This is a genomic window from Arthrobacter sp. APC 3897 (assembly GCF_030407495.1).
Taxonomy (GTDB): domain Bacteria; phylum Actinomycetota; class Actinomycetes; order Actinomycetales; family Micrococcaceae; genus Arthrobacter_B.
This window is the reverse complement of the sequence record NZ_JASDDG010000006.1, coordinates 1-21,869: the sequence shown is the minus strand read 5'-3', so window position 1 is coordinate 21,869 and position 21,869 is coordinate 1. Positions and strand designations below refer to the sequence as shown.

General features: G+C 65.1%; 21 protein-coding genes and 1 pseudogene. 9 read left to right on the top strand and 13 right to left on the bottom strand.

Annotated elements, in window-relative coordinates; translation table 11 throughout:
- Nucleotides 1-299 (bottom strand): annotated as a pseudogene (locus tag QMA10_RS04515) (hypothetical protein); the annotation flags it as partial.
- A 113-nt stretch (nt 300-412) separates the two neighbouring features.
- Between QMA10_RS04515 and QMA10_RS04510 the strand changes: the two are divergent.
- From QMA10_RS04510 to QMA10_RS04500, 3 genes are all read left to right on the top strand, one after another.
- Nucleotides 413-1,156: an SDR family oxidoreductase gene (locus QMA10_RS04510; RefSeq protein ID WP_290166512.1), complete on the top strand. Its 744-nt coding sequence runs from the start codon at nt 413-415 to the stop codon at nt 1,154-1,156.
- Between the two features lie 89 nt (nt 1,157-1,245).
- Nucleotides 1,246-2,058: an SDR family oxidoreductase gene (locus QMA10_RS04505; RefSeq protein ID WP_290166510.1), complete on the top strand. Its 813-nt coding sequence runs from the start codon at nt 1,246-1,248 to the stop codon at nt 2,056-2,058.
- On the top strand, nt 2,058-3,278 hold the full coding sequence (locus tag QMA10_RS04500; protein WP_290166509.1) for an acetyl-CoA C-acetyltransferase: 1,221 nt from the start codon (nt 2,058-2,060) through the stop codon (nt 3,276-3,278). Before QMA10_RS04505 ends, QMA10_RS04500 begins: the two co-directional genes overlap by 1 nt.
- A 35-nt stretch (nt 3,279-3,313) precedes the next feature.
- Here QMA10_RS04500 and QMA10_RS04495 read toward each other — a convergent pair whose 3' ends face one another.
- Both QMA10_RS04495 and QMA10_RS04490 read right to left on the bottom strand, forming a co-directional pair.
- Nucleotides 3,314-4,834 carry a DHA2 family efflux MFS transporter permease subunit gene (locus QMA10_RS04495; protein WP_290166508.1) on the bottom strand — a complete coding sequence of 507 codons (1,521 nt, stop codon included), beginning with the start codon at nt 4,832-4,834 and terminating at the stop codon, nt 3,314-3,316.
- Between the two features lie 110 nt (nt 4,835-4,944).
- A complete protein-coding gene (locus QMA10_RS04490) occupies nt 4,945-6,564 on the bottom strand; it encodes an AMP-binding protein (RefSeq protein ID WP_290166507.1) in 1,620 nt (539 codons plus the stop codon).
- 119 nt (nt 6,565-6,683) lie between these two features.
- Between QMA10_RS04490 and QMA10_RS04485 the strand changes: the two genes are divergently transcribed.
- Nucleotides 6,684-7,301 carry a TetR/AcrR family transcriptional regulator gene (locus tag QMA10_RS04485; protein ID WP_290166506.1) on the top strand — a complete coding sequence of 206 codons (618 nt, stop codon included), beginning with the start codon at nt 6,684-6,686 and terminating at the stop codon, nt 7,299-7,301.
- Between the two features lie 10 nt (nt 7,302-7,311).
- On the opposite strand, the gene QMA10_RS04480 is transcribed toward QMA10_RS04485, so the two are convergent.
- Nucleotides 7,312-8,070 carry a CoA-transferase gene (locus QMA10_RS04480; protein WP_290166504.1) on the bottom strand — a complete coding sequence of 253 codons (759 nt, stop codon included), beginning with the start codon at nt 8,068-8,070 and terminating at the stop codon, nt 7,312-7,314.
- Nucleotides 8,070-8,936, bottom strand: coding sequence for a CoA-transferase (locus QMA10_RS04475; RefSeq protein WP_290166502.1), 867 nt, complete (start codon nt 8,934-8,936; stop codon nt 8,070-8,072). Before QMA10_RS04475 ends, QMA10_RS04480 begins: the two co-directional genes overlap by 1 nt.
- Before the next feature lie 59 nt (nt 8,937-8,995).
- Here QMA10_RS04475 and QMA10_RS04470 point away from each other — a divergent pair, with 59 nt between their 5' ends.
- Complete coding sequence (locus QMA10_RS04470; RefSeq protein ID WP_290166501.1) at nt 8,996-9,796, top strand: SDR family oxidoreductase; 801 nt, start codon at nt 8,996-8,998, stop codon at nt 9,794-9,796.
- An 88-nt stretch (nt 9,797-9,884) separates the two neighbouring features.
- Entirely contained in the window at nt 9,885-10,631 is a 747-nt protein-coding gene (locus tag QMA10_RS04465) for an SDR family NAD(P)-dependent oxidoreductase (protein WP_290166500.1), read from the top strand.
- 3 nt (nt 10,632-10,634) lie between these two features.
- Here QMA10_RS04465 and QMA10_RS04460 read toward each other — a convergent pair whose 3' ends face one another.
- Genes QMA10_RS04460 through QMA10_RS04445 form a run of 4 tightly spaced genes read right to left on the bottom strand, consistent with a single transcriptional unit; the run spans nt 10,635 to nt 14,864 of the window.
- Nucleotides 10,635-11,813, bottom strand: a complete 1,179-nt coding sequence (locus QMA10_RS04460) for an acyl-CoA dehydrogenase family protein (RefSeq protein WP_290166498.1) — start codon at nt 11,811-11,813, stop codon at nt 10,635-10,637.
- 53 nt (nt 11,814-11,866) lie between these two features.
- A complete protein-coding gene (locus tag QMA10_RS04455; RefSeq protein ID WP_290166496.1) occupies nt 11,867-12,835 on the bottom strand; it encodes an acyl-CoA dehydrogenase family protein in 969 nt (322 codons plus the stop codon).
- Nucleotides 12,832-14,010 (bottom strand): acyl-CoA dehydrogenase family protein, encoded by a 1,179-nt coding sequence (locus QMA10_RS04450; RefSeq protein WP_290166495.1) that lies wholly within the window; start codon nt 14,008-14,010, stop codon nt 12,832-12,834. Before QMA10_RS04450 ends, QMA10_RS04455 begins: the two co-directional genes overlap by 4 nt.
- Complete coding sequence (locus QMA10_RS04445; RefSeq protein ID WP_290166493.1) at nt 14,007-14,864, bottom strand: enoyl-CoA hydratase; 858 nt, start codon at nt 14,862-14,864, stop codon at nt 14,007-14,009. Before QMA10_RS04445 ends, QMA10_RS04450 begins: the two co-directional genes overlap by 4 nt.
- 120 nt (nt 14,865-14,984) lie before the next feature.
- Between QMA10_RS04445 and QMA10_RS04440 the strand changes: the two genes are divergently transcribed.
- The 3 genes from QMA10_RS04440 to QMA10_RS04430 are packed head-to-tail and all read left to right on the top strand — an operon-like array spanning nt 14,985 to nt 18,121.
- Complete coding sequence (locus tag QMA10_RS04440) at nt 14,985-16,157, top strand: acyl-CoA dehydrogenase family protein (RefSeq protein WP_290166491.1); 1,173 nt, start codon at nt 14,985-14,987, stop codon at nt 16,155-16,157.
- Complete coding sequence (locus tag QMA10_RS04435; protein WP_290166489.1) at nt 16,154-16,957, top strand: SDR family oxidoreductase; 804 nt, start codon at nt 16,154-16,156, stop codon at nt 16,955-16,957. The genes QMA10_RS04440 and QMA10_RS04435 overlap by 4 nt, the downstream gene beginning before the upstream one ends.
- Nucleotides 16,958-16,969: 12 nt before the next feature.
- Nucleotides 16,970-18,121: an acetyl-CoA C-acetyltransferase gene (locus QMA10_RS04430; RefSeq protein WP_290166487.1), complete on the top strand. Its 1,152-nt coding sequence runs from the start codon at nt 16,970-16,972 to the stop codon at nt 18,119-18,121.
- 183 nt (nt 18,122-18,304) lie between these two features.
- Here QMA10_RS04430 and QMA10_RS04425 read toward each other — a convergent pair whose 3' ends face one another.
- From QMA10_RS04425 to QMA10_RS04410, 4 genes are read right to left on the bottom strand one after another with little or no spacing between them, the layout of a single operon-like run.
- Nucleotides 18,305-19,378, bottom strand: coding sequence for a nitronate monooxygenase (locus QMA10_RS04425; protein WP_290166485.1), 1,074 nt, complete (start codon nt 19,376-19,378; stop codon nt 18,305-18,307).
- A complete protein-coding gene (locus QMA10_RS04420; RefSeq protein ID WP_290166483.1) occupies nt 19,375-20,130 on the bottom strand; it encodes a CoA-transferase in 756 nt (251 codons plus the stop codon). The genes QMA10_RS04425 and QMA10_RS04420 overlap by 4 nt, the downstream gene beginning before the upstream one ends.
- Nucleotides 20,123-20,977: a CoA-transferase gene (locus QMA10_RS04415; RefSeq protein ID WP_290166481.1), complete on the bottom strand. Its 855-nt coding sequence runs from the start codon at nt 20,975-20,977 to the stop codon at nt 20,123-20,125. Before QMA10_RS04415 ends, QMA10_RS04420 begins: the two co-directional genes overlap by 8 nt.
- Complete coding sequence (locus QMA10_RS04410; RefSeq protein WP_290166480.1) at nt 20,974-21,732, bottom strand: enoyl-CoA hydratase family protein; 759 nt, start codon at nt 21,730-21,732, stop codon at nt 20,974-20,976. Before QMA10_RS04410 ends, QMA10_RS04415 begins: the two co-directional genes overlap by 4 nt.
- Between the last annotated feature and the right edge of the window lie 137 nt (nt 21,733-21,869).

The window sequence follows — 21,869 nt, the reverse complement described above, 5'->3', positions numbered from 1 at the left end:
ATCTCGCCGACCCTCAGCTCGATCGTAATTTCGTCGAAGAGCCGTGCCGCCGCAAGGTAGTCGCAGTGGGTGGCCCGCGAGACCGTCCACCAGCCGAACCGCTCCAGCAGGGTGTCCTGGCGCAGGTCCTGCAGGAACAGCCATTCGGTCTGCAGCGCTTCCATCCGCGGAAACCACGCTGCGTAGTAGAGAATGCCGGCCGGATCGGTGTCCGCATAGCTCAGACGTTGGGTGTGCTCGTGCAGCGGCCGGCGGCGCTCGTCTTCGGTCGCCGTCGTATGGGCTGAGCTGGCAGTCATTACTGTTCCTCGCTGTTGGTTGGGGTTGTGGCCGGTCGCAGCGCGACGGACTATGCTGGCCAGACTATACAAGCAAATGCTTGGTTGCCATCATTGCGCTTAAGGAGCAGGACATGACCGCACCGGATTTTGGCTTTCGACGGGGCGACGCGATTGTGGTCACGGGTGCCGGCAGCGGTATTGGCAGGGCCACGGCCTTGCGGGCCGCCCAGATGGGACTGAACGTCAGCGCCTGGGATCTGAATGCCGGGAGCCTGGAGGAGACGGCTGCCCTGATCCGGTACGGGGGCGGGCTGGTGCACACCGTGACCGGGGACGTGTCTGATGAAAGCGTGGTCCGAACCGGGCTCAACGGCTCGCGGGAAGCACTGGGGGAGCTGCGCTACCTGCACAACAATGCGGGTCCCTCATCGGCGGCACCCCTGACTTTCAACGACGCCATGAGCATCAGCGTGGGCAGCGTGCGCAGCCTTACCGAGATATGGGCCGCGGGAGGGCTGCCCGCGGGAGCCGCGATGGTGGTGACCACATCGGTGGCCGGCAACCTGGTGGGCACCGAGGTCGACTGGTACTCGGCGGCCAAGGCTGCACTGATGGGGTACGTCCGCCATACCGCCGCGCACCGCGCAGCCGAGTTCCGCTCCAACGGTGTGGCCCCGGGCATGACTGACACGCCCCGGCTGCAGGGATTCGCAGAGAGCCCCCGCGGACAGGAGGTGCTGGGCCGGATTCCGCTGGCCCGCATGGCAAGTCCGGATGACATTGCCTATGCGGTGCTGTTCCTCCTCTCACCGCTGGGTTCCTATATCAACGGAGTCTTCCTGCCGGTCGACGGCGGCTGGACCATCACGCAGTAGAACGGCGCGACATTACACCATGCGACAAACAAGCACTTGTTTGGTACCGTAAACCATCCGCACCGTTGCGAGAAGAGGGCAGGAAACCAATGTCGATCACAATCGATCTCACAGGATGGGTCGTACTCGTCACAGGAGGTGCGCGCGGCGTGGGTGCCGGAATCGTGGACGCCTTCGTTTCGGCCGGAGCTGTAGTGGAAACCTGCGGCCGGTCCGAACCGGATCTGGACGCACCGGGGCTGTCATCCCCTTCAGTGCACTTCAGCCGCCTCGATGTGCGCGACGATGAGCAGGTGCACGCCTGGGTGGCCGACGTCGTCGAACGCCGAGGCCGGATTGACGTCGCGGTCAATAATGCCGGCGGATCACCCTTCGGGCGTTTTGAGGCTGGCTCGGCACGGTACCAGCGTGCCATTACAGAGCTGAACTTCCTCTCCGCGGCGCATGTGGTCAGTGCCGTCCATCCCGTGATGATGGCCCAGGAGCAGGGCGGGTCGATCGTCAATATCACTTCCATCAGCGCCCGCCGCCCGAGTCCGGGCACCGCTGTCTACGGCGCAGCCAAGGCGGCCCTGGAAAGCCTGACCGGCAGCCTGGCCGTGGAGTGGGCGCCGCACATCCGGGTCAATGCCGTCAGCTGCGGGCTGGTGGCCACGGAGGGCGCCGTGGACCACTACGGAAACCCGGACAGCTATGCCCGGGTGGCAGCAACCATTCCCCGCGGCCGGCTGGCCGATCCCCGCGAGATCGGAGACGCCGTCCTCATGCTGGCCTCACCGCTGTCCAGCCATATCACCGGGGCGGTACTCGACGTCGACGGCGGGGGAGAGTGGCCGGCTTTCCTGGCGCACACCCCAAACGCAGATTTATTGAACCTCACAGCACCAGAAGGAGCACACTGATGTCCGAAGCCGTAATTGTTTCCGCAGTCCGTTCACCGATTGGCCGCGCCCACAAGGGCTCCCTGCGCGGGATGCGCGGTGACGACCTGGCCGCCCAGATGGTGCGTGCCGCACTCGACGCCGTTCCGGGGCTGGACCCGTCCACCATTGAGGACCTGATGATGGGCTGCGCACAGCCGGCGGGGGAGCAGGGCTACAACATCGGCCGCATGGTGGCAATGCAGCTTGGCCTGGACAGCGTGCCGGGCACCACGGTGCACCGGTACTGCTCCTCTTCCCTGCAGACCACCAGGATGGCCCTGCACGCGATCAAGGCCGGAGAGGGGGATGTTTTCATTTCAGCCGGAGTGGAAACCGTGTCCCGTTTTGGTCTCGGCAAGTCCGACGGTATGCCGGACACCAAGAACCCGGCGTATTTTGACGCCATGAACCGCACCGCGGCCCTGGCCAAGGATTCCGAAGCCCGCTGGAGCGATCCGCGGGAACGCGGCGAATTCCCGGACATTTACATCGCCATGGGTGACACTGCCGAGAACGTTGCCCAGCTGCGCGGAGTTTCCCGCGAGGCGCAGGATGAATGGGCGGCACGGAGCCAGAACCGCGCCGAAGCAGCCGCGGCCCGCGGCTTCTGGAAGACGGACATCACCCCAGTCACCCTCCCCGACGGCACAGTTGTTTCCACCGACGACGGCCCGCGCGCCGGCGTCACCGCTGAAAAGCTCTCCGCCCTGCAGCCGGTGTTCCGCGAACACGGCACCGTCACCGCAGCCAACTGCTGCCCGCTGAACGACGGCGCCGCCGCCCTGGTGATCATGAGTGATACCCGTGCCGCGGAGCTGGGCCTGACGCCGCTGGCACGCATTGTTTCCACCGGCGTCGCAGCCATGACGCCGGAACTGATGGGGCTGGGCCCCGTCGACGCAGTACGCCGCGCCCTGGCGAATGCCAACATGTCCATCTCCGACATGGACATCATGGAGCTCAATGAAGCGTTCGCAGCCCAGGTGCTGCCGTCCATCGATGACATTGGCATCGACCCGGACAAGGTCAACGTCAACGGCGGCGCCATTGCCCTCGGCCACCCGTTTGGAATGACCGGAGCGCGGATGACCACCACGGCTATCCACGCCCTGCAGGAGCGCGACGAGCAGTTTGCGGTGGAAACCATGTGCGTTGCCGGCGGGCAGGGCATGGCCATGGTCCTGGAGCGGCTCAGCTGAGACCGGACCCGGCCCCGGGGGTGCCGTGCTGACGCTTACGCTGCTGTGCTGTTGGCGGCGTTGTGTCTGGCACCGCGGGAGGTGAGGTGGGGTGCCGGCTTGGCGTAAAACAAGGACGCCAGCAGGGACACGATAATCACGGCCGCGGGAAGATACAGCGACTGGCCCATGGCCGCGGAATATCCGGCCTTCAGTGTCTCCGGAAAGGCGCCGACGGCAGGTGCGGTTCCGCCGTCGGCCGCACCTGCGCCCAGGTGTGCCATAAGCCGGGACTGCATGACCGCCGCAATGGCGCTGCTGCCGATGACGGCGCCGAACTGGCGGGTGGTGTTGTAGACACCGGAGCCGGCACCGGCAACATCGGCCGCCAGGTTACGCGTGGCGGTCAACGAAACCGACGGCCAGATGCAGGCGTTCGCAAAGCCCATCAGGAGCATGGGCAGCACGAGCTGCCAGTAGGGTACCTCCGGGCTGAGGAGTGCCCCGAGCCAGATCAGCGATGCTGCCATGGATGCGAAGCCAACGACGGCGATGGACCTGGGGTTGCCGCGTTGCACGGTTTTGCCCGCAAGCGGCGCCAGGACGCCGGACAGAACAGCCATCGGTGCCAGCAGCAGGGCGGCCTGCGTGGGGCTGAGCCCGCGCACGTTCTGCGCGAAGAGGATCAGCGGCAGGGAGAATGCGGTCACCGCAAAGCCCATGCCTGTGATCGAGATATTGGCAAGGGAAAAATTGCGGTCCCTGAAGAGCTTCAGCGGAAGCAGCGGCTCGGCACGGTTCAGGTGCTGCCACAGCACGAACAGTGCCAGGAGCACTATGCCGGCAATGATCAGTGACCAGACTGAGAGGGGTCCGGCGATGGTGCCCCAGTTGTAGCTCTCGCCTTCCTGGATGCCGAACACCAGCGCAAACATGCCCGCCGCACTGAGAAGCACGCCCAGGTAATCGAAGCGGTGCACCGACGTCGACAGCCGCGGGACCAGCCGGTAGGCGAGGATGAAGCCCACCACGCCCACGGGGATGTTGATGAAGAAGATCCATTCCCAGCCCAGGCCGTCCACCAGGACGCCGCCGAGGATCGGACCCACGAGGGTAGCGACGCCTGCAGTGGCGCCCCACAAGCCCAGTGCGGTGCCGCGCTTCTCCGGCGGGAAAATCCGGGTGATCACGGACATGGTCTGCGGAGTCATCAGAGCCGCGCCGAAACCCTGGAAGACGCGGGCCAGGATCAGCGCCTCCACGTTGTTTGCGAAACCGCACCAAAGGCTGGAGAGGGTGAAGACCACCAGGCCGATCAGGTAGACCCGCCGCGGTCCAAAACGGTCTCCGAGCCGGCCGGTGATCAGCAGCGGCACGGCGTAGGCCAGCAGGTAGGCGCTGATCACCCAGATGACCTGATCCAGTCCTGCCCCCAGATCCGCCATGATGGCCGGCGTGGCAATGTTCACGATCGTGGAATCCACCAGGATCATGAAGAATCCGATGACCAGGGACCACAGGGCGGGCCAGGGTTTAAAACTGTCAGGCTGTAAGGTGCCGGGCTTGGGGTTGCTCAAAGTGTTTGCTGCCGTTTCCGAGAGAAGTAGGTGGGGACCCAGAAGATCCGAAGTCCATTGTGTACCTCATCTGCGGCTGTACAAACCCCGCAACACCCGCTGCGCCGGCGTCAGCTAAGGCTGGACTGCTTCCCCCGCAGTTCTGACTTCATGATCTTGCCGGTGCCGTTGCGCGGGAATTCATTAACGATCACGAATTCACGAGGCAGCTTGTAGTTGGCCAGCCTGGCTTTGCAGAAGGACGCAAGGTCATCCGCTGACGGCATCGGATCTGCATCCTGCAGCAGTGCGACATATGCCCTGCCCACTGATCCCATTAGTTCATCGTCAATGCCCACCACGGCAGACTCGTTGACGGCCGGGTGCTGCCGCAGCACGTTCTCGATTTCCGCCGGATAGACGTTGAACCCGCCCACAATGAACATGTCCTTGAGCCGGTCAGTGATCTTCAGGCACCCGTGCTCATCGAGGCGGCCAATGTCGCCGGTGTGGAACCAGCCGTCGTCGTCAACGGCGGCTCGGGTCGCATCCGGATCATCAAAATATCCCAGCATCAGGTTGTCACCGCGGAGCAGGATCTCGCCGTCCTCGCCGACGGGAAGCTCCGTGTTGGCGGCATCCACAATGCGGATCTCTATTCCGGCCACTGCCGGACCCGTGGTCTGTTTGGCGTGTTCCAGGGTTTCACCCGGCCGGGAGAGGGTTGCCACCACGCATTCGGTCAGTCCGTAGCCCTGGGCAACCCGGCGGAATCCCAGCACTTCAACCATGTCCCGGAAGAGGGTTTCGGGCGCCGTCGCGGCACCGGCAATGGCGAAGCGCAGCGACGACGTGTCATAGGAGCCCAGGTCCGGATGGTTCAACAGGGAGGTGAAGATGGTGGGGACTCCGGGCAAAACGCTGATCCGCTGAGCCTGGATCAGCTCGAGCAGGCCCGTTGCATCGAACGTTTCCACCGGATAAATGGTTGTCCCGGCCACAAGGCAGGCGATCATTCCCGCCTTGTAACCGAAGCCGTGGAAAAACGGATTAACCACCGCATACCGGTCTTCCGGCGAAAGCTCAGCGCCGGCGGCCCAGGCACGGGCCACGCCCAGAGTCTGCCGGTGTGCGCTCATGACGCCCTTGGGGAGACCAGTGGTGCCGGAGGTGTAGAGAATGTCGACGACGTCGCCGGGGCCGACCTCCTCGAATGCTGCGGCCAAAGGTGCGGAGCCGATTGTCGCGCCGCCGGCCAGGAACGTGCTCCAACCCGTAGCATCCACAGAGTCCGTTGAGCTGTCCAGATTGACCACCAGGCGCAGGGAAGGCAGGCCCGGGATCGGTGAATCCTCGGACCCGGCGTCCTCTGCGGCAGCTTTCCGCAGCGCCTGCAGCGGCTCCCGCCCGAGGAAACTGTTGGCCACTACCAGGCCCACAGCGCCGGACCGCCGCAGGATCAGAGCCGCCTCATGTCCGGTGTACCGCGTATTCAGGGGCACGACGGCGGCTCCGATCGCCTGCGCTCCAAGCATGGCAAGAATGAACTCCAGGCGGTTGGGGGACCACACCGCCACACGGTCACCCGGTCGGATGCCGCTGGCCAGATAGGCGCGTGATGCTTCGGTGATGCGGCTGCTGAGATCGGCGTAGGTGACGGCAGTGTCACCGGCGATGACTGCGGGGTGGTCTCCGCGCTGCGCCATATCGCTGAGCAGCTGGGGTATGGTCTGTGCGTCCGAGAGGTGCATCGAGGTAAATCCCTTCCTCACATATGTGAAAAAATTGGGTGGCGCGGCTAACACACTAACGTGTCAAAAATGCGGGATAATCAAACAAATGCTTGGTTGTTTCGATATGAGGAGATTAGATGGCAGCGAACAGGAAAACGGCCCAGGCCCCCAGCGAGCAGGGCTCCGAGCGGCGGGAGCAGCTGCTCGCGATTGCGGGGCATCTGATTGCGTCGCGGGGTTACTCGGCAACCACGGTGCGGGATATTGCCGATGAAGCCGGGATCCTCTCGGGCAGCCTGTACCACCACTTCTCGTCCAAAGATGCCATCCTGCAGGAGATCCTGCGGTCCTTCATGGGTGGCCTGCGGCAGCGTTCCGAGGAAATTGCCGCGGCCGGCGGCGGTCCGCTGACGGTCTTTGACGAACTGGTGCGCACTGCCTTCCTCACCATCGAAACCCAGCCCGACGCCGTCGGCCTCTACCAGAACGAGGCCTCCTTCCTGGCCAAGATACCGGGCTTCGAATTTGTTGCCGAGGAGGGTGCCCGCATTGAGGCCATCTGGCAGGACGTCATCCAGGAGGGCCAGCGCGAGGGTGTCTTCCGCGCCGACCTGGATTCCGCAATGACCTACCGCTTTATCCGCGACGGCGTCTGGTCCACGGTGCGCTGGTTCCGTCCCGGCGGCCGGCACTCTGCTGAAAGTGCCGGCCGCAACTTCCTGAAACTGATCCACTCCGGGCTCCTGCAGGACTGAGGGCCGGGTCCTAGTTCTGGACTTCGCGGGTCCTGGCTCCCCGGGGATCCAGGACCTCGCGGATCAGGCGCAGTTCCTCGTCGGTGGGGATGCGGGTTCGCGGAGCGTCCAAGACGTCCAGACTGAAACCCGTATTGTCGGCCACAGCCTGCGGGTCGACTCCCGGGTGGACGGACAGGACGGTGACCCGGCCGTCGCCGTCGTACCCCAGCACAGCCAGGTTGGTGACAATCACGCCGAGATGATGGAAGCGCAGCACCGGACCCGCGGCACGCGCCCGGTCGTTGCCGACGCCGGAGACCATGTCCACCGACTCAACAAACAGGCGGGTGCTGTGGCGCGAGACCCAGTAGTCCACCCGGTGGTTGGCTGTGTTGCCGGGGGCGCCGCGCACGCCGATGAGCTGGCGCTTGGGCTTGTTCCAGTCACCGATCAGCGAGATGTTCTGGTTGCCGTACCGGTCGATCTGGCTGGCGCCCATCATGCTCTGGCGCCGTCCGGTGGCAACAATGTCGAAGATCCGGCGGAACGGTGCCCACCCCTCAATGACTCCGCCGGCTGCGGCGGATTTCCCCAGGGGCGGCGGCTCACTCATCATGAAGGCTTCGCCGTCGCTCAGGACCAGGTCCGGCGAGTGCGTCAGTTTCGCCAGACGTGCCCCGATGGTCGGGATGGTGCCGACGGCATGGGCAAGCACTTCACCGGATTCCTTGTAGGTGTCAGAGCAGGCCGCAATGCAAATTTCGGCGATGGTGGCGTCAGCGGTCATTACTTGTTCTCCTGTACTGCATGGAAGCGGGCAACTGCTTCGTGGTAGCCGGCCTCATCGCCGCTGAGGAATTCCGCAACGAACTTGGACCAGGTCTCCGGATCCTTTGCTGAGGCGGCGTAATGGCGCTGGAACAGCTCATCCCGACCATAGTCGGGTTCGCAGGTCGTGAAGTGGGCACCGCGGGGGGTCTCAATGACGCCCGTCACATACATCCGGCTGAGCATCAGGGTATGGAAGGTGCCTTCCTCCAGGAGGGCATCTGTTTCGACGATGCGCTCGGTGCTCACGAAGGTGCGTGCGGCAGCCATGGCGAAGAGATCGTCAAAATAGGGATCTGGCCCCAGGAACTGGGCATTGCCGCCGCTGTCCGCACGGTTGACGTGGATGAGGGCAACATCCAGCGGAATTGCGGGAACCGCCAGGTACTCCTCATCCGAGTACGGCGAGGCTACGGTCCGCAGGTGCGGGTTGGCGTCCAGTACATCGGAGCCTATGCCGGCCACGGTGGGCAGGAAGGAGAGCCGCTGTGCCGCTGCCCGCAGGCCGGTGACAAACATGCCTTCGTCATATTCATTGATTTCCAGTTCGCCGCGTTCACGGGCCGCAGTAAACAGCGGGTCCAGGGGAATGCTGTCCAGCGACACAAAGCCGTAAATGAGCTTGCGCACCTTCCCGGCGGCAACCAGCAGTCCGACGTCGGGGCCGCCGAACGCCACGACCGTCAGGTCGGTCACGTCACTGCGCAGCAGCTCACGAACCACGGCCATGGGCTTGCGGCGGGAACCCCAGCCGCCGATGCCAATGGTCATTCCCGACTCAATGGACGCTACCGCCTCACTGAGTCCGATCCTCTTATCCGGCATCCGGTCCTCTTTCCCCGCATCATTGCGTAACCTAGCGCTTGTTTGGGAGCCAGACTACCATGAGACTGCGACGCCGCGACCGGCGCCGCGCAGGCAGCGGGACGACAGGCAGGATGGGCATGGGGCAGCCGGAGATTGCGCAGGAGCACATCATCGTGACCGGGGGTGCAAGCGGGATCGGCGCCTCCGTGGTGGAGGACCTTACCGGCCGCGGGGCACTGGTGACGGTTCTTGATCTGCAGCAAGCCGTGTCAGAGGAGCGGCCAGCCACAGTGGACTACATGCGGGTCGATGTCACCGACGAGCCTGCTGTGCAGACGGCGGTGGCCCGGGCACGCCAGCGAGGCGGGCAGGTGACCGGACTCGTGACCTGCCACGGCATCCGCGGCTCCTTTTTGCCGGCGCTGGATCTGGACTTCGCGCGCACCCGAAACGTTCTGGACGTGCATGTGCTCGGCACACTCGCCGTGAGCCGGGAGGTGGTGCGCGGGTTGGAGGGCGCGCCGGCATCGATCGTCACGGTTTCATCCACTACGGCCTTCGGCGGGTGGGAGAAACAGTCGGACTACGGTGTTGCCAAGGCCGCCGTTCGGCAGCTCACTGAGAACCTGGCCATTGAGTGGGCGCCCCTGGGAGTCAGGGTCAACTCGGTGGCGCCCGGCCACACGCTCACGCCCATGGTTCAAGAAATGATCGACGGCGGCTATGACCCCGGGGCTGTCTTCGCCCGGACGCCCCTGGGCCGCTTCGCGACACCCGGGGAAATGGCGGCGAGCATTGTTTTCCTGCTCCTGGATGCAACCTTCGTCACCGGACAATGCCTTGCTGTCGATGGAGGCTGGACGGTGGTTGGAAAATGACGCCGCCGGTCAGGCAACGGCTTGGCGACATTGACGTCCACCTCAACAACGGGATGCCCGTGACCAACATTAACTGGAGGAAATCCACATGAACGCGGTTGAGCCCGTTATTTCACTGCGTGACAAAGTTGTCCTGATTACCGGTGCGGCCGGCGGGCAGGGTCAGGCGCATGCAGCCCTGCTGCATGGACTGGGTGCGCGTCTCGTGCTGACCGACGTCGACGCACCGGGAGTCAGCGCGCTGGCCCGGTCCCTGGGATCGGACGTCCTGGGACTGGCTCACGATGTATCTTCGCCGGCGGATTGGCACCGCGTCGTCGATGCAGCAGTGTCTGCGTTCGGCCGGGTGGACGTCCTGGTGAACAATGCGGGCTATTGTCCGGTTGCTCCGCTGGCAGAGACCAGTGAGGACATCATCCGCCGCGCCATCGACATCAACCTGCTTGGCCCTATCCTTGGCATGCAGGCTGTTCTGCCCGCCATGCGTGCGGCCGGCGGGTCCATCATCAACATTGCTTCCACCGCCGGCGTTGCGGGGTACGCGGACCGTGTTCCGTACTCCGCGTCCAAATGGGGGTTGCGCGGAGCCAGCCGGTCCGCCGCCAGGGAGTACGGGCCCTACGGCATCAGGGTCAACACCGTGTGCCCCGGGGCGGTGGACACACCAATGATCAGCGAGGAGACGCGCGCCGGCACGGGTTTCATAACAACCGTACCCATTCCCCGGGCCGGCCGGCCCGGGGAAATTTCGGCGATGGTGGCCTTTCTTGCCAGTGATGCTGCCAGCTACTGCACCGGCCAGGATTTCATCGTGGACGGCGGGGTTACGGCGTAGAGCTCACAGCGCAGCGGGAACCAAGTCCTGCCGTTCCGAGGATGCATCCCCGCCTGGCTGCGGGACGATGCCAAGGAGCATCCCCAGCCGGCGCCGGTGCTCGCGCGCCGAGCCGAACAGCTGGCCTGTGGAATGCGCCCGTTTAAAGACGAGCTGAGCGTCGTGCTCCCACGTGATGGCGATTCCCCCGTGAATCTGCACGGTTTCGGCGGCCACCTTGTCAAGGGCGTCTGCGCACCACGCAGCAGCGGACGCCGCGCGTTCCGGCAGATCCGCAGCGTCGGTTGCGGCTGACCAGGCCGCAGCCCAGGCTGTGGTCCGCGCTGTCTCCACCTGCACGAGCATGTCCGCCATCCGGTGCTTGAGAGCCTGGAAGGAACCGATGGCCCGGCCAAACTGGACGCGCTGCTTGGAATATTCGACGCTCATGTCCAGCCCGCGCTGAGCCGTTCCCACCTGCAGGCAGCTCACCATGACGACGGCGATGTCCCGGATTCGCTCCAGCGGGTTCCCGGCATCCAGCCGGAGTGCCCGGGCGGGAACCTGCTCGAAGGTCAGCGTCGCGAACCGGATGGTGGTGTCAACGGCTGGAGTGTTCACCCGCTGGACCGCAGCGGGATCCAGGACCTCGAACAGGCCCACTCCTTCAGGCGTGTTGGCGACGGCGATGACCGTGTCGGCACGCACGCCGTCGAGCACCAGGGTTGCCGTTCCGTCCAGTGTCCAGTTCCCGGCTCGCTCCCCGTCCGGACTGCTGGCGGTAATGCCCGAGCCTGTGGTGCTCCAGACTCCGCGTTCATCGGCCCAGGCCAGAGTGGCAATGCTGCTTCCCTCGGCAATGCCGGGAAGCAGTCTCCCGCGCGCCTCTTCCTCATCAGATTCCAGGACGGCGGACGCTGCCAGGACTGCTGATGCCAGCAGGGGACTGGGCGCCAGCTGGTAGCCGAGCGTTTCCAGGGCGAGGCCGGTCTCGAACCAGGTGTAGCCGGCTCCGCCGTATTCCTCGGGAATGGCAAGCGAGGAAACACCCACCTCTTCAGCAAGAGTGCGCCAGAGGTCCGGGTCGTAGCCGGACTCGGAATCTGCTGCGCTGCGCACGGCAGCGGAGTCGGCATGACGTTTGAGCACTGCGCGGAGGGTCTTGACGAGCTCGTTCTGCTCGTCGGTCAGTGAGAAGTCCATGGTGTCCTCAGATGTGGAAGTTCAAGGGTGTGGAAATTTAAGCGTGTGGAAGGTCAGCGGGCGGGGGTAAGAAGCACGGCGGCGATCCGGGAGCGGTGGTGCCGCGGCGTTCCCCAGGCACCCAGAAGTGCACGGACCCGGGTGATCCAGAGCCCCAGGTCGTGTTCCTCCGTGTAGCCGATGGCGCCGTGGACCTGCAGGGCGACGCGTGCCGCCAGAGCTGCTGCATCGCCGGAGGCGACCTTGGCAGCAGAGATGCTGCGGGCGCCGTCGGGACTTCCAAGGTCGAGGGCCGCACCGTAGATCAGCGGGCGCGCAAACGTGAGTGCGATGCGGACATCGGCAAGCTGGTGCTTGAGAGCCTGGTACTCACCAATGGCACGGCCAAACTGTTCGCGGATCTTGGCATAGCTGACGGCTTCCTCCAGCAGGCGCTCTCCGGCACCGAGCAGCATGGCCGAACAGGCCAGTGTTGCCCGGTCGATGGCCTGTTCCACCGCGGCGGGGTCCAGAGCGGTTTCCTGCCCGACGGCGGTGAGTTCACTCAGCGTCCGGGTCCGGTCCACGGAGGCGGTGCCGGGCCCGGCGGATGCCTGGGCCAGCGAATCGGGGCCGACGACGAAGCAGCGGCTGGCTGCCGCGGCGTCAAGTGCGTATGGAACGAGTCCCGGCACAGCTGCTGTGGCAACCACAGTCCCGTCCAGGATGCCGCTGCGCACAGCGGAATCGACCAGTTCGGGCAGCAGTGCGGCGGATTCAATGTATGGTCCGGGAACCGCATGGTAGCCCAGCCGCTCGAACGCGACGGCGAGGTCCACAGCTGTGCCGCCCATGCCGCCGTCGTCCTCCGCGACGCTCAGGCCGAACAGTCCGAGCTCGGCCAGTTGGCTCCACAGCGCAGCTCCGGGCGCCGTGTTCCCCTCTGCCCAAGTCCGCGCAACCTTGGTTCCGCCGGCACTCTCGATGATTTCGTCGAGGGCCTCAGCCAGCGACTGCTGTTCTTCACTCAGTGCGAATTTCATGACACTCTCCTGCCGTCGCCGCCGCGTGGGAGGCCGAGTAGACGTTCTGCGATGATGTTGCGCTGGATTTCATTGGTGCCTGCGTAGATGGGGCCGGAGATGGAGAACAGGTAGTCGTCCATCCACCGTCCGTCCGCCATGCCGGGAGTGCCGCGCAGTTCCGCCGCCGGGCCGAGCAGATCCAGTGCCGTCTCATGCAGTGCGATGTCCAGTTCGGACCAGAAGACTTTATTGACGCTGCCCTCGGCGCCAATGTCGCCGCCGTCCTGCAGCGTGCTGACGGTGCCCCAGGTATAGAGGCGGTAGGCCTCAGCCTTAATCCAGGCATCCACGACGGCGTCCTGGGCGAAGGGGTCTTCCTGCTGGTGGGTGTTCCACAGGTCAATGAGCCGGTCGGCGGCAGCGCAGAACCGGCCCGGGGCGCGCAGTGAAAGGCCCCGCTCGTTGCCGGCGGTGCTCATCGCCACGCGCCAGCCGTCTCCCGGCGCTCCGAGGACGTCTGAATCAGGAACAAAGACGTCCTCGAAGAACAGTTCCGCGAAACCCGTTGACCCGTCGAGCTGGGCGATCGGGCGCACTGTAAGTCCGGGGGCGTCCATGGGAAACAGGAAGTACGTCAGGCCACGGTGCCGCTGTGCGGCCGGGTCGCTGCGGAACAGTCCGAATCCGCGGTCGGCCCAGACTGCCCGAGAGCTCCAGGTCTTCTGGCCGCTGAGCAGCCAGCCGCCGCGCTCGTCGTCGCGGCGGGCAGTGCTGCGGATGGAGGCCAGATCGCTGCCGGCGCCCGGCTCGGACCAGGCCTGCGCCCAGATCAGGGACCCGTCGGTCATGGCACTCAGGTACCGGTTGCGCTGGTCATCCGTTCCGTGCTCAAAGAGGATCGGGGCCAGCAGCGAGATGCCGTTCTGGGCCACGCGGGTGGGCGCTCCGGAGCGGTAATACTCCTCCTCGAACAGAACCCACTCCACCAGGCCGGCGCTTCGGCCGCCGAATTCCTCCGGCCAGGCGACGGCCGACCAGCGGCCTTCTGCCAGTTTGGCTTCCCATTCGCGGTGGGCGGCGAATCCAGCTTCGGTGTCCATGGACGGCAACGGTGCTGACGGGACGTTTGCGGCGAGCCAGGCGCGCGCCTCCGCCGCAAAGGCCTGCTGTTCGTCGCTGAGTTCGAGGTTCATTTGGCCACCGCCGCGTCCCGCATGCTCTTGGCTCCCATTCCGGCCAGCGAGTCCGCGCCGACCTCCGCATTGTGGGCATGTGCTGCGTGGTGCAGCCCGAAGACCGAGTCCATGCCGGCGCGGAGCCCCTGCAGGTCTTCGGACTGGTTAACTGCCTTCTTGGCAAGGGCGAGCCCCAACCGGGGCATGGCGCTGATGCGTTCGGCCATGGCCATGACGGTGTCCTCCAGGTCCTCCCGGGGAACGACATGGTTCACCATTCCCAGGTCGTGGGCCCGCTGGGCGGTGAAACGGTCACCGGTAAAGAGGAACTCCTTGGCGGCCCGGGGGTTCATGACCCAGGGATGCGCGAAGTACTCCACGCCCGGAATGCCCATGCGGACCACGGGGTCCGAGAAGAACGCATCCTCGCTGGCCACGATGAAGTCGCAGGACCACGCGAGCATCAGTCCGCCGGCAATGCACGCGCCCTGGACCATGGCGATTAGCGGCTTCGGGATTTCCCGCCACCGCCGGCACATGCCCAGATAAACCTCGGATTCCCGGGCAAAGCGCGAATCGACGCCGGCGGCGCCCACGTGGTCCCACCACATGACGGCCTTGCGCTCGAAGCTCTGATCAATGTCCCGTTCCGGGGAGCCGATGTCATGTCCGGCCGAGAAGTGTTTGCCGTTTCCGGCCAGCACTATGACCTTCACCGCGTCATCCTCCACGGCACGGGTGAACGCGGCATCCAGTGCGTAGGTGACTTTGGAATTCTGCGCATTGCGGTACTCGGGCCGGTTGATCCGGACGATGGCCACGGAACCGCGCACCTCGTACGTTACAACCTCGCCGGAATCATCATTTTTCATCGTGGCTCCTCTCTGAGACACTTCCCGCTGTGATGGAGTTCACCAAACAAGTGCTTGGTTTGCTAGCATAGGCGAAGCTCGACTTTATGACCAATGGCGGTGGGCGATGAAAGGTGTGTCGTGGATCTGAACTATTCAGCGGAGGACGAGGAGTTTCGTCTGGAGATCCGGAGCTGGCTGAAATCCCATCTCGTCGGGAAGTTTGCGCAGCTGCGCGGGCTCGGCGGTTCCGGCCGCGAGCACGAGGCCTTCGAGGAGCGCCTTGAGTGGAACCGCCATCTTGCCGAACACGGGTGGAGCTGTGTCAGCTGGCCCCGGGAATACGGCGGCCGCGGGCTGAGCCTGCTGCAGCAGGTCATCTTCCATGAGGAATATGCCAGGGCCGATGCCCCCGCCCGCGTAAACCACCTCGGCGAGGAACTGCTGGGCCCCACTCTGATTGCCTTCGGCACCAAGGAGCAGCAGGAGCGTTTCCTGCCGCGGATTGTGGCGGTCGAGGATCTCTGGTGCCAGGGATACTCCGAGCCCGGGGCCGGTTCCGACCTGGCCAACGTAGCCACCAAGGCCAGGCTCGACGACGAGGGCCGGTGGGTGATCGACGGACAGAAGGTTTGGACCTCGCTGGCCCACAACGCCAACTGGTGCTTCGTGATCGCCCGGACCGGGTCCGGACCACGCCGGCACGACGGGCTCTCCTACCTGCTCGTGCCGATGGACCAGCCAGGTGTTGAAATCCGCCCGATCCTGCAGCTGACCGGCACCTCGGAATTCAACGAGGTCTTCTTCGACGGGGCCGTCACCGACGCGGACCTCGTGGTGGGGGAGCCCGGTGCCGGATGGTCGGTGGCAATGGGCACACTGGGTTTCGAACGCGGCGTCTCCACCCTGGCGCAGCAAATTGCGTTCCAGCGCGAGCTCGAGTCCGTCGTCGAACTGGCGCGCAGCAACGGTGCCATCGATGATCCGATCATCCAGGACCGGATCGTTTCCGCGCACATGGGCCTGGACATTCTGCGCCTGCACGGGCTCCGCACGCTCAGCGGTGAACAGGGCATCGAAGCCTCCATCACCAAACTGCTGTGGGCCCCGTGGCACCGCTCGCTTGGCGAACTGGCCATGGCGGTTGCCGGCCCGGGAGGGCTCACCGTTGCCCAAACACCCTACGAACTTGACGCACTCCAGACCCTCTTCCTGTTCAGCCGCGCGGACACCCTGTACGGCGGCTCGGACGAAATCCAACGAAACGTTATTGCCGAGCGTGTGCTCGGCCTGCCGAAGGAGGCACGCGCATGATTGAATCACGCGTCTCACAGCCCGTACCCGAGTATGTACCCGCCCACGGCCTGCTTGCCGGGCGCCGGGTGGTGGTCACCGCTGCAGCCGGCGCCGGGATTGGTGCCGCAGCAGCGCGCCGCTGTTTGGAAGAAGGAGCTGCCCTGGTGGTGCTCGGTGACACCCATGCCGGACGGTTGGAGTCATCTGCAGCAGAACTTGGCGCCGAGTTTGGCGCCGACCGCGTCCGCTGGGCAGTTTGTGACGTCACCGTGGAGGACCAGGTCGAGGCCCTGCTGGATCTTGCCGAGGACGCCGGGGGAGTGGACGTCATGATCAACAACGCCGGCCTGGGCGGAACGGTTTCCATTCTGGAAATGACCGACGACCAGTGGAGCAAGGTCCTGGACGTCACCCTGACGGGAACGTTCCGCAGCGTACGGGCGGCGTCCCGGCGCATGGTCCGAAATGACGTCAAGGGCGTCATCATCAACAACGCCTCGGTCATTGGCTGGCGCGCCCAGGAGGGCCAGGCCCATTATGCCGCCGCCAAGGCCGGCGTCATGGCACTCACCCGTTCCGTCGCCCTCGACGTGGCACCGTACGGAATCCGGGTCAACGCGGTCTCGCCGAGCCTGGCCATGCACCCGTTCCTCGCAAAGGTCACCTCCGATGAGCTGCTGGAGCAGCTCACATCGCGCGAGGCGTTTGGCCGGGCCGCCGAGCCGTGGGAGATCGCCAATGTCATGGTGTTCCTCGCCAGCGGCTATTCGTCCTACATGACGGGCGAAGTTGTGTCCGTCAGCAGCCAGCAAGCCTAAGGGAGCAACCGAATGAGTACCGCATATATTGTTGACGCTGTCCGTACGCCCGGGGGCCGCAGGGGCGGTTCCCTGGCCGGTATCCATTCCGCCGATCTGGGTGCGCATGTCATTGCCTCGCTGGTGGAACGCACCGGCATTGACCCCGGAGCCGTGGATGACGTCATCTTCGGGTGTACGGACACGGTTGGCTCGCAGGCCGGTGACATTGCCCGCACCGCCTGGCTGGTGGGCGGGATGCCGGACCACGTTCCCGGCGTGACCATTGACCGGCAGTGCGGATCCAGCCAGCAGGCCGTGCACTTTGCCGCCCAGGGCGTGATGTCCGGAACTGCAGATCTCATCGTGGCCGGCGGAGTGCAGAATATGTCCGCCATTCCCATTTCAGCCGCCATGACACTCGGTGAGCAGTATGGGTTCACCACGCCCTTTGCACAGTCCCCGGGCTGGGTGGCCCGCTACGGGACGCAGGAAGTCTCCCAGTTCCGATCGGCGGAGATGATCGCGGAAAAGTGGAACATTTCACGCGAAGCCATGGAGGAATTTGCGCTGCGCAGCCATCAGCGCGCGATCGCAGCCACCGATCAGGGCCGTTTTGCCCGCGAAATCGTCCCGATTGCCGGGTTGTCCCACGACGAGGGACCCCGCCGCGGCACATCGCTGGAAAAGATGGCCACCCTTCCCGTGCTCACCGAGGGCGGCCGGATCACCGCGGCTGTGGCTTCGCAGATCACTGACGCCGCGAGCGCCCTGCTGATTGCTTCCGAGAGCGCACTGGCCACCCATTCGCTGACGCCCCGGGCACGCATCCACCACATTTCGGTTCGTGCCGATGACCCGGTCTGGATGCTCACCGGTCCCATCCGCGCCACCGACTACGCGCTCGAGCGTGCCGGAATGAAGGTTTCCGACATTGACCTCTTTGAATGCAACGAGGCCTTTGCCTCCGTGGTGCTGGCCTGGTCACAGGAACTGGGCATCGAGCAGGACAAGATCAACGTCAACGGCGGCGGCATCGCCCTGGGCCATCCGATCGGCGCGACGGGTACGCGGATCATGGCCACGCTGCTCAATGAACTGGAGCGCAGCGGCGGACGCTTCGGCCTGCAGGTGATGTGCGAGGGCGGCGGCCAGGCCAACGTCACCATCATTGAGCGTCTGTAGGCCGGTGGATATCCGGTAGCTGCCGGGTCCGAAAGAGTCAGCCCCGCTGGCCAAAAAGGGATGCTGCAACCAAACGGTTGCAGCATCCCTCATGTGTTGGTCCGGATTTTGGCTGGGTCCGGATTTTGGTGGAGTCCGGATTTTGGTGGAGTCCGGATTTTGGTGGAGTCCGGACCCAACCGCCTAGACGGACACCGCCGCGCTGTTTGCCCGCAGGCGCTCCACCGCTTCATCGATAATGCGGTCCACCAGTTCCCGGCAGGACGGCAGTTCATTGATCATCCCGACCACCTGCCCGGCGGCCAGCATGCCGGCGGTGGTGTCCCCGTCCACGAGTCCGGCCTTCAGGAGCATCGGCGTGTTGGCCGCCAGCATCATTTGGTTCCAGCTCCTGCCGGAACCGCGCTTCATCGAGATGCCGTCCCTGGCCAGGCCCAGCCAGGACAGTCCGGACATCTCCTTGAACTGCACCGATCGGCGCAGGGTTGGCAGCAGCTGGCGCAGCCGGCCGCCGTCCTCGAGTCCCTTGACGAACTCGGTGCGCAGCAGCCGGTGCGGCATACCGTCAGCCTTGGTTGTGACCACCGTTCCGTCCAGCCCGAAGCCAAGGTAGCGCTGCTTGATGTCCTCGGGCACTGAACTGTCACTGGTGAGCAGGAACCGGGTGCCCATGCCGATGCCCACGGCGCCGTAAGCCAGAGCCGCTGCCAGCCCGCGGCCGTCGAAAAAGCCGCCGGCGGCAATAACCGGGATGTCCACGGCATCCACCACCGACGGCAGCAGCAGGGTGGTGGGAATGGCTCCGGTGTGGCCGCCGCCCTCTCCGCCCTGGACCATCACGGCGTCCGCGCCCCAGGCGGCCACCTTCTCGGCATGCCGGGCCGCTCCCACCGAGGGGATCACCACGGAGCCGTTGTCCTTCAGCTTCTCGATCAGCTCCCGCTTGGGAGCCAGGGCAAAGGAGGCCACCTTCACCCCGTACCTGATCATCAGGTCAACGCGTTCCGGAGCGTCGGCGCCGTCGGCACGCAGGTTGACGCCGAAGGGCTTGTCGGTCAGGCTCTTCACTTCCACAATCGCGTGCTCAAGCTGCTCCAGCGTCATGGTGGCCGAGGCCAGGATACCCAGGGCACCCGCTTCCGCCGTGGCCGTGACCAGCCGGGGTCCGGCCACCCAGCCCATGCCCGTCTGCACAATCGGATGCTCAACGCCGGTGAGTTCGGTCAGGGGCGTCTTGATGCGGTTCTCGGTGCTCATGCTGGGACCTCGTCTTCTCTGCGCTTACGGGGGTCAAGAACCTCCCGGATGAGCTGAAGCTCCCGCTCATCCGGAAGGCGGGTAGCCGGAACGGTTTCCGCGGTGTGCAGCGGGAACCCGGTGGCAGCCTGGATCTCGTCGAAACTGACTCCGGGGTGTGCGGACAGCAGGGCCATACCGCCGTCCGGGCCGCTGAAATCAAACACGCCAAGATTCGTCACCACGCGGTGCAGCCGGTGAAACCGGGAAGCTGCCGGGCCGGCGGCGCGGGCCCTGTCGTTTCCGACACCGGTCACAAAATCAACGCTCTCTACGAAAGTCCGGGGGCTGTGGCGGGCTATCCAGTAGCTGGTCGTGTGGTTGACGGTGTTAGTGGCAGCCGCCCGGGTGCCCAGCAGCTGCCTGGCGGGTTTGGCATGGTCCCCGATCAGCGACAGGTTCTGGTTGCCCATCCGGTCAATCTGCGCGCCTCCCATCACCACGTGGCGGCGTCCTGCTGCAATGAGTTCGAACAGCTCCCGGTACGGCAGGTAGCCGGCCGAAACGGTGCTGGGCCGGTCGACGGCGGGGACGTCGCCAAGAATGGTGGATTCGCCGTCGCTGATCATCAGGTCGGGTGCATGGGTCAGCAGCGCCAGGCGTACGCCGATGGTGGGTACGATTCCGGCCGGGCTGGCCAGGATTTCCGCCTGTCCGCGGAACAGATCGCTGCAGGCCGCAACGGCTACCTCGGCCCTGGTGATCTCACTCATTGCCGGCCCCGGCATTCACCAGGTAGGCAGCTTCGTCTACGTCGAGATACCGGGCACGGAACTGCTGCCACGCCGGCGCCGACGAGGCGGACCGGGCATACTCCCGCTGAAACGCTTCGTCGCGCTCATAATCCGGCAGGCACGAGGTGAAGTGCGCGCCGTGCGGCAGTTCGACGACGTGGTCCACCATGGTGCGGTTCAGCAGCAGCGTGGACGGGTGCGCGTCCCGGGTGAGCTCCGCCGTCGAAACCACGGCCTCCGCGCTCACCACGGTGCGGGTTGCCGCGCGGGCAAACAGATCGTCAAAGTACTGGTCCGGACCCAGGCACGCGGCGTTGCCGAGTTCGTCGGCGCGGTTAAGGTGCACCAGGGCCAGGTCAAGATGAATCGCGGGCATGGCCACGAGCTCCTCACCGTCGTCGTACGGGGAGGTGACGGTGCGGATCTGCGGATTGCCTGCCAGGGCATCGGACCCCAGTCCGGAGCGCGTCACTTCGAAAGGAAGCCGGCGCCCGGCGGCACGAAGCCCGGAGACCAGCAGGGACTCGTCCAGCTCGACGACGTCGACGCTGCCAGCCTGCCGGGCGGCGGCAAAATGCGGTTCGACGGCTATGGAGTCGAGCGTGGCAAACCCAAAGACGACGCGTTTGACCTGCCCGGCGGCACAGAGCACGCCAAGATCCGGACCGCCGAAGCTGACAACGGTAAGGCCGCGCACGCCGGAACGGACCAGGGCGCGCACCAGTGCCATGGGTTTGCGCCGCGACCCCCAGCCGCCAATGCCGATGGTCATCCCGTCGCTGAACAGCCCTGGAACGTCCCCGGCAGAGAGGACCTTGCTGCTCACTGGGCCGAGGCGGGCGCCGTGGCGACGAAATCGTCGCGCAGTTCATCAGCAACACCGCGGAGGTTGAGCTCAAAGGTGAAGCCCTGCTCCCACCGGTAGTTCTTCACCACGTCCACGGGGTCGATGCCGTTCAGGGCTTCCTTCGCGGCCCGGATCACCCGGGTGTCCTTGGACGCGATTTCGTCGGCAATGGCAAAGGCCGCTTCATCCAGCCCGTCCGCGGGAACCACCTGGGCAACACTGCCGAATTCGGCCAGCCGCTGCGCCGTAATCGTCCGGCTGGTGAAGTAGAGCGTGCGCAGCAGGTGTGCCGGAACCAGACGGGAAAGGTGGGTTGCCGCACCAAGGGCGCCGCGGTCAACTTCCGGGACGCCGAAGTAGGCGTCGTCGGAGGCCACGATGACGTCGGCGCTTCCGGCCAGGCCCACTCCGCCGCCGAGGCAGAAGCCGTTGACGGCGGCAATGACGGGAACCGGGCACTCATAGATCGCCTTGAAAGCGAGATAGCATCCCCGGTTGGCCGCAAGGATGGCATCGAATCCTTCCGTTGCCTGCATTTCCTTGATGTCGACGCCGGCGTTGAAACCGCGCCCGTCAGCCCGCAGGACCACCACGCGCGTGTCCGGATCCTCGCCTGCAGCCTGAATCGCTTCGGCGACGGCGAACCAGCCTGCAACGGGCAGGGCATTCACCGGTGGATAGCTCATTGTTACCGCACGCACGCCGTCGTGGTGCATCTTCGATGTAATTGACATCCTGTACCTACCTAACGTTTGCTTGATACCCTAGCATTTGCTTGGTACACGGTACACTCCAAGCACCGCAACAATCTCAAAGGAGAGCAAAGACATGACCGGCATCTGTGAAGGACGAGTCGCCATTGTGACCGGGG